The following is a 7160-nucleotide window of genomic DNA, read 5'->3' as shown; positions in this document are numbered from 1 at the left end:
GCGCCGGCGCCGGATCGTCGATCAGCGACGCCGACTTCCGACGTGGGGGTGCGACCATCCTCTTGGAGCCGGACGAGGTCTGGGGGGAGGCCGACCTGGTCCTCAAGGTGAAGGAGCCGGTCGAGGCTGAGTACGGCTACCTCCGCGACGATCTGACCTTGTTCACCTACCTGCACCTGGCGGCTGACCGCGAGCTCACCGAGGTGTTGATGGCCGCGGGCACGATCGCGATCGCGTACGAGACGGTCGAGGACCGGGCCCGTGATCTGGTGCTCCTGGCGCCGATGTCGGAGGTGGCAGGCCGTATGGCCCCCCAGGTCGGGGCGGTGTGCCTCGAACGGGAACGCGGCGGACGCGGGATCCTGCTCGGTGGGGTCTCGGGCGTGTCCCCGGCACACGTGGTCGTGATCGGGGCGGGGACAGCGGGGCGGAACGCCGCGTGGCTGGCCTCGGGCATGGAGGCGCGCGTGACCGTCCTCGACCTGGACGTCGGGAAGCTGCGCTACATCGACTCGATCCACAAGGGGCGGATCATGACGTTGATGAGCAACCGGCTGACGATCGAGGACATCGTGCCAACCGTCGACCTGCTGGTCGGGGCGGTGCTGGTCCCCGGCGCCAGGGCGCCGACCGTCGTCTCCCGCGACATGGTGGCGGCGATGAAGCCCGGTGCCGTCATCGTCGACATCTCGATCGATCAGGGCGGCTGTGTGGAGACCAGCCGTGTGACCACCCACAGCGACCCCACCTACATCGAGCATGGGGTCGTCCACTACTGTGTGGGCAACATGCCGGGGGCCGTTCCCCACACGTCGACGTACGCGTTGACGAACGTGACGGGCCCCTACGCGGTCAGGCTCGCCCGAGGTGTCCGTGAGGCGCTGGCGGACGATCCGGGCCTGCTCAACGGCGTGAACGTCGCTGCGGGTGAGGTCACCAACGTCGGCGTCGCTGAGGCCCACGGGCTCCACGCGCGTCCGGCGGCGGTTGTGCTGGGCTTGAGCCCGCGATCGTGACCGACGAGACGGGGGTCACCGTGGCACAGCGCGAGGTTGGTCGCTCGCCCGAGATGCCGTTGTCGTCGGCCGCTCTCGGTTACCTCGATCACCTGCGGGTCGAGCGGGGACTGGCAGCCAACACGCTGGCGGCCTACCGCCGTGACCTGCGTCTGTACGCCCGGTACCTGGCCGACCGCGGGATCGCCGGGCCCCTCGCGGTCGCCGCCGACGACGTCGAGGGCTTCGTTGCATGGCTACGTGAGCAGACGACCACCAACGGCCGCCCGTACGCGTCGTCATCGGTTGCTCGCGCGGTCGTCGCGGTCCGGGGGCTCTACCGGTTCCTGGCACGTGAAGGGCTCGCTGACGACGACGTCGCCGCTGCGCTCGACGTGCCGACGCCGCCCCGGCCGCTGCCCAAGGCGCTGAGCGTCGAGCACGTCGAGCGTCTGATCGGGGCGGTGACGGGTGCCGACCCTCGGGCGCTGCGCGACCGGGCCATCCTCGAACTGCTGTACTCGTGCGGGCTGCGCATCGGGGAGCTGGTCGGAGCCGACGTCGACGACGTTGACCCGGTTGAACGTTCGGTCATCGTGACCGGGAAGGGGACCAAGACCCGGGTCGTACCCTTCGGGACAGCGGCCGCAGCTGCGTTGGATGCCTGGCTCGTCCGCGGCCGGAACGCGATCGCGCCACAGACGCCTGCCCTCTTCGTGAACCTGCGGGGTGGCCGCCTCACGCGCCAGGGGGCGTGGAAGATCGTCAAGCGCCACGCCGACGCGGCGGGCGTCGCCGGTACGGTGTCACCACACACCCTTCGCCACTCGTTCGCGACGCACCTGCTCGACGGCGGCGCTGACGTCCGGGTGGTGCAGGAGCTACTCGGCCACGCGCACGTGACGACGACCCAGATTTACACGCTCGTGAGCCGCGAGCGACTGCGGCAGGTCTACGACCAGGCACATCCCCGTGCCCGGCGGACCGGCTGACCGCACGACGACGGAAGGTCGACCGATGGACCAGGAGATGCTCGACCGGCTCCGCAAGCAACTGGACGAGGAGCGCGAGCAGCAACTGTCCCAGCTGGAGACGTACGGCGCCGACCCCTACGGGGAGGCGGTTCGCGACCTCGGCGGGGCGGAGGAGGGCTTCGCCGACTCGGCGCAGGTCACCGAGCAGCGAAGCGAAGCGCTGGCCCACATCGACAACGCCCGCAACCGCCTCCAGCAGGTCGATGAAGCACTCGCTCGCATGGACGCGGGCACGTACGGGATCTGTGTCGAGTGCGGCCGGGAGATCGCGCCGGCGCGGCTCGAGGCTCGTCCGCTGTCGATCCGGTGTGTCGAGTGCGCCGCGCGTTCGGAGTGACCCGCCGGGGTGCGGCCCGCCTCGGTCGACCAAGTGGCATCGGCTGACGACGTGTCACGCGGTGTGCGGCCAACGGACGCCGGTGCGCGGGACATCGCCGCGGGGTAGCGGAGCAGCGACCCCCCGAGTTACGGTCGCCCGCCTGTCGACGAGCCGCTCTAGCGAGATGTCGACACGTGGATGCCTGGACGGATCGATCGGGCGGCGTGCGAGGAGCGCACAGCGTGGATGAACAGCTGCGTGCCGACAACCGGCGGCCGGACGAGCCAGCACGGCCAGTGACAACGCAGCCACAGGTGTCCGACCGCGACGCGTCGACACCGGAGGGTCGGCCAGTGCTCGCTCCCGGTGACGGCGATCCGGTGCGTCGCCCAGCCCGGGTGATCGCCTTCGCCAACCAGAAGGGCGGGGTGGGGAAGACCACGACCGTCATCAACCTCGGTGCGGCGCTGGCAGAGTTCGGCAACCGCGTCCTGCTGGTTGACATGGACCCCCAGGGGTCGTTGGGCGTCGGGCTCGGCGCTGAGCCGCATGCACTGGACGCCACGGTGTACAACCTCCTCCTGGCGGACGGCACCACCCCCGACGAGGTGGTGTGTGCGACCGGGGTCGACCGGTTGCACCTCTTGCCGGCGAACATCGACCTCGCCGCCGCGGACTTGCAACTGGTTCAGGAGGTGGCACGGGAACAGAGCCTGCGGCGCGTGACCGATCGGCTGCGCTACCGCTACGACTTCATCCTGATCGACTGCCCACCCAGCCTGGGACTGCTCACCATCAACGCGCTCACCGCCGCCGACGGCGTGATGATCCCACTCGAGTGCGAGTACTTCGCGCTGCGCGGCATGACCTTGCTGATGAACACCATCACGAAGGTCAAGGAGCGCCTTAACCCTGAGCTAGAGGTTCAGGGTATCCTGCCGACGATGCTGGACGCCCGGACCATCCACGCCAGGGAAGTCCTGCAAAGGGTGCACCAAGCCTTCGGGGATCTGGTGTTCAAGAGCACCGTCCCCAGGACGATCCGGTTCGCCGAGGCGCCGGTCGCCGGGGAGTCGATCCTGACGTACGCGCCCAGCACCAAGGGCGCAGACGCCTACCGTGACCTGGCCAGGGAGATCCTGTCACGTGAACCGGCGAGCTAGCCCGACGTCGCCGTCGGTCGGGACGGCCAGCGGGCGGACCAGCCACGATGCCAAGATCACAGTCTACCTCACGCAGCAGGAGCTGCTCGACCTCGAGCAGGCCCGGCTCCGGCTCCGCGCCGAGTTCGGGATCTCGGTCGACCGCGGCCGCATAGTCCGCGAGGCGATCGCGGCTCTCCTCGCCGATCTGCAGGCGACCGGTCCCGACTCCGCGATCGTCCGAGAGCTGACCTGATCGTCGACAGCAGCCCGGCGGGGTGCTCGACCGCCGGGAGACACCTGACTACCCTCCGGCCAAGTTCGTCGCGCCCGGAGGTCCTCCTGCGACGCCGCCCCGACCGACCCCCGCCATCCGCCTGTGTGGCGGTGGACGGTGGCGTGACTGATCCGCAGGGATCGGCGGGGGACGGCTACCACGTTCGGATCGAGGTGTTCGAGGGGCCCTTCGACCTGCTGCTGCAGCTGATCGCCCGCCGGAGGCTGGACGTCTCCGAGGTGGATCTCGCCGAGATCACCACCGACTTCCTGGCGCACCTGCGGCTGGACAGCGACGATCCCGCGCTGGACCTCGACGGCGCCACCCGTTTCCTGGTGGTGGCCGCGACCCTGATCGAGCTGAAGGCCGCGCGGCTGCTCCCCGCCGAGGAGCGAGCGGAACTCGACGATCTCCTCGCGGACGCACGTGACGTCCTGTACGCGCGGTTGCTGGAGTACCGGGCCTTCCGCGAAGCCAGCCGGCAGCTGGCGGACCGGCTGGACGCCAACCGAGGCTTCGCCGGACGCCACGTCGGCCTCGAACCTCGCTTCGCCGGGTTGGTCCCGGAGGTTGAGCTGGCCATCGAGCCGTCCGCACTGGGTGCGCTCGCGGCCGCCGCGCTGAGGTCCCAGGATGAGGACCGCGTCAACGTCAGCCACCTGCGGGTGGCGGTCGTGAGCCTGGAAGAAGCCGCCGGCCGGCTCCTGGAGCGCCTGACGGCGCCGGGCGAACGGACGTCGTTCCGTACGGTCGTGGCCGGTCTGTCGCGTCCGGAGCGCGTCGTGCACTTCCTGGCGATCCTCGAGCTGTTCAAGCTCGGCCACCTAGAGCTGTACCAGCCGACCGCTTCGGGGGCGCTCACGTTGGAGCGACGTGCCGGTGGCGGCGATCTCTCCGGCCTGACCGACTCCGCCCCGGAGGCCAGCAACCAGCCCGCGACCGAGGCCCGGAGCACGTGACGCACGAGGACCCCATGGAACACGTCAGCCGCCAGGCACTCGAGGCGATCCTGTTCGTGGTCGACGAGCCGGTCGATGTCTCGACCCTCACCCAGGTGTTGGAGGTGGGCCGGGCGGAGGTCGAGGCAGCGCTGCGCGCCCTCGCGGAGCGACTACGCGACGAGCGGCGCGGCTTCGTCCTGCGGGAGGTCGCCGGCGGCTGGCGGCTGTACACCGCGCCTGAGGCCGCGCCGTACGTCGAGCGGTGGGTGCTGGCCGGCCGGAGCGGGCGTCTCACGCAGGCGGCGCTCGAGACGCTCGCGGTGATCGCGTACAAGCAGCCCATCTCGCGGCAGGAGATCGGCGAGATCCGCGGCGTCAACGCCGACGGGGCCGTCCGCACCTTGCTGGCACGGGGCCTGGTCGAGGAGGTCGGTCGCGACCCCGGTCCGGGGCGGGCGGTCCTCTACGGCACCACAACGGCGTTCCTCGAGAAGGTCGGTCTCAGCGACCTCGACGGGCTGCCGCCTCTGACGGACTTCCTCCCCGAGGCTCCCGCTCCCGACGAGCCTTCCGACCCGGTGGATCTGCGGGCAGCGCGGCAGCGGCTGCAGGCGGGGCGCGACCTGGTCACGGCAGGGCGGCCGCGGTGGGAACCGGGCGGCGGAGGTGAACGGGGCGCGGGCGCCGAGGACGCTCCCGCACGCTCGGAGCCGGACGCCGCCAGCGGCACGCGCGACCCAGACCAGGACATGGACGATCTGACGGCGGCGCTCGAGCGCGCGACCCGCAACGCCATGGCGGCGCTCGAACATGCCGTGAGCTCTGCCGACGAGCACCAGGACGGCGTCCGCGGCGACGACGAGGGGACCCCGTGAGCGAGCAGCGGCTGCAGAAGGTGCTGGCCGCTGCCGGGATCGGGTCGCGGCGCGCCTGCGAGGAGCTGATCGCTCAGGGGAGGGTCACGGTCGACGGGGACGTCGCCGAGCTCGGTCAGAAGGTCGACCCGGCGACCGCCGACGTCCGCGTGGACACCGAGCGGGTCAACGTCAACCCGGAGCGGGTCTACGTGATGCTGAACAAGCCGCGTGGGGTCGTGACGACTGCCGACGATCCGCAGGGACGGCCGACGGTCTTCGATCTGGTCGACCTCCCCCAGCGCCTGTTCAGCGTCGGTCGTCTGGACATGGACAGCGAGGGCTTGCTGCTGCTGACCAACGATGGCGACCTCGCGCATGCCCTCACCCACCCGTCGTACGAGGTACCGCGGGTCTACGTCGCGCAGGTCCAGGGAACGCCGGGGAGCAGCCACCTCTCGGAACTCCAGCGTGGGGTGCAGCTGGAAGACGGCCTGGCGTCGGCGCGGTCGGCACGCGTCCTGGGCGACGCTCGGGGGAAGGCGCTGGTCGAGGTCACCCTCACCGAGGGCCGCAAACGCGAGGTGCGCCGGATGCTGGACGCGGTCGGCTTCCCCGTCGAGCGGTTGGCGCGGATCGCGTACGGCGGCGTCGAGCTGGGCGATCTGCGGCAAGGTCGCTGGCGGCCGTTGACCCAGGCGGAGATCGGCCGACTCTTCGCAGCTGTGGAAGCTGGTCCGCAACCACCTTCCGGGAGTCGGCTCTTCTCACGATGAGTCGGCGACGAGACGATGCGACAGGTCGCGACGAGGCGACGATGATGCTGTGGGGGAGCAGGCGTTGAGCAGCTCCGCGGACGATGACCGCCCGCGGGTGCGAGCCATCCGCGGGGCCACCACACTGGATGCCGACACCCGGGAGCAGGTCATCGCCCGGACCCAGGAGCTGCTGGGCGCCGTGTACGCACGCAACGAACTCCACGAGGACGATGTGGTCAGCATCGTGTTCACCGCGACCGACGACATCTCGAGCGCCTTCCCCGCGGAGGCCGCCAGGGAGGCGGGGATCAGTCACGTGCCCCTGCTGTGCGCGCGAGAGCTCGCGATCGACGGTGGCATCGAGCGGTGCATCCGGGTCCTGGTCCACGCCTACACCTCCCGGCACCGCCGGGAGCTGCGCCACCCGTACCTCCACGGGGCACGTCAGCTGCGCACGGACCTGCCCGAGTGACGCCCAGCCCGGAGTCCCATGGTCGGGGCGGTGACGGCGGTGGCCACACGCCGTTCCGCCGGGTGGGGATCGTCGGTTGCGGCTTGATGGGCGGGTCCCTGGCGTTGGCGGCCAGGGGCGTTGCCGGCGTGGAGCGGATCGTCGTGACGGACCGCGATCGTGAGGTCCGGCGGGAGGCGGCCCGCCGGGGGCTCGGAGAGGTGGGCACCGAGCCCGCAGCGGTCGCTGCGGGCTCGGACGTGGTCTTCATCGCCGTTCCACTGGAAGAGATTCCCAAGGTCGCCGCCTCCATCTGGTCGGTGATGCAACCGAGCGCCGTCCTGACAGATGTTGGAAGCGTAAAGTCTAACGTTATGGCTGAGGTCGAG

Annotated in this window: 10 protein-coding genes; all 10 read left to right on the top strand. The window is 70.6% G+C overall.

The genetic code is table 11. The features are described 5' to 3' along the window. A partial coding sequence (ald, locus tag M3N57_11755) for an alanine dehydrogenase (protein MDP9023343.1) occupies nucleotides 1-1016 on the top strand: 1016 nt, incomplete at its 5' end. Between the two features lie 53 nt (nucleotides 1017-1069). Beyond that, nucleotides 1070-1987: a site-specific tyrosine recombinase XerD gene (gene xerD / locus M3N57_11750; GenBank protein ID MDP9023342.1), complete on the top strand. Its 918-nt coding sequence runs from the start codon at nucleotides 1070-1072 to the stop codon at nucleotides 1985-1987. A gap of 25 nt (nucleotides 1988-2012) precedes the next feature. Further along, nucleotides 2013-2366, top strand: coding sequence for a TraR/DksA C4-type zinc finger protein (locus M3N57_11745; GenBank protein ID MDP9023341.1), 354 nt, complete (start codon nucleotides 2013-2015; stop codon nucleotides 2364-2366). 224 nt (nucleotides 2367-2590) lie between these two features. Further along, complete coding sequence (locus M3N57_11740) at nucleotides 2591-3511, top strand: ParA family protein (protein MDP9023340.1); 921 nt, start codon at nucleotides 2591-2593, stop codon at nucleotides 3509-3511. Next, complete coding sequence (locus tag M3N57_11735; protein MDP9023339.1) at nucleotides 3495-3746, top strand: hypothetical protein; 252 nt, start codon at nucleotides 3495-3497, stop codon at nucleotides 3744-3746. The genes M3N57_11740 and M3N57_11735 overlap by 17 nt, the downstream gene beginning before the upstream one ends. A 143-nt stretch (nucleotides 3747-3889) precedes the next feature. After that, nucleotides 3890-4726, top strand: coding sequence for a segregation/condensation protein A (locus M3N57_11730; GenBank protein ID MDP9023338.1), 837 nt, complete (start codon nucleotides 3890-3892; stop codon nucleotides 4724-4726). A 14-nt stretch (nucleotides 4727-4740) separates the two neighbouring features. Continuing rightward, the gene (scpB, locus tag M3N57_11725; GenBank protein MDP9023337.1) at nucleotides 4741-5583 is read left to right on the top strand and encodes an SMC-Scp complex subunit ScpB; all 843 of its coding nucleotides are present in this window, start codon (nucleotides 4741-4743) and stop codon (nucleotides 5581-5583) included. Next, nucleotides 5580-6338 carry an rRNA pseudouridine synthase gene (locus M3N57_11720; GenBank protein ID MDP9023336.1) on the top strand — a complete coding sequence of 253 codons (759 nt, stop codon included), beginning with the start codon at nucleotides 5580-5582 and terminating at the stop codon, nucleotides 6336-6338. Before scpB ends, M3N57_11720 begins: the two co-directional genes overlap by 4 nt. A gap of 64 nt (nucleotides 6339-6402) precedes the next feature. Continuing rightward, on the top strand, nucleotides 6403-6792 hold the full coding sequence (gene aroH, locus M3N57_11715) for a chorismate mutase (GenBank protein ID MDP9023335.1): 390 nt from the start codon (nucleotides 6403-6405) through the stop codon (nucleotides 6790-6792). 86 nt (nucleotides 6793-6878) lie between these two features. After that, nucleotides 6879-7160: prephenate dehydrogenase/arogenate dehydrogenase family protein (locus M3N57_11710; GenBank protein ID MDP9023334.1), on the top strand; the 282-nt coding region annotated here is incomplete at its 3' end.

The sequence above is a fragment of the Actinomycetota bacterium genome (assembly GCA_030776725.1).
In the GTDB taxonomy this organism is placed as follows: Bacteria; Actinomycetota; Nitriliruptoria; order Nitriliruptorales; family JAHWKO01; genus JAHWKW01.
This window is presented reverse-complemented; position numbering and strand designations above follow the sequence as displayed.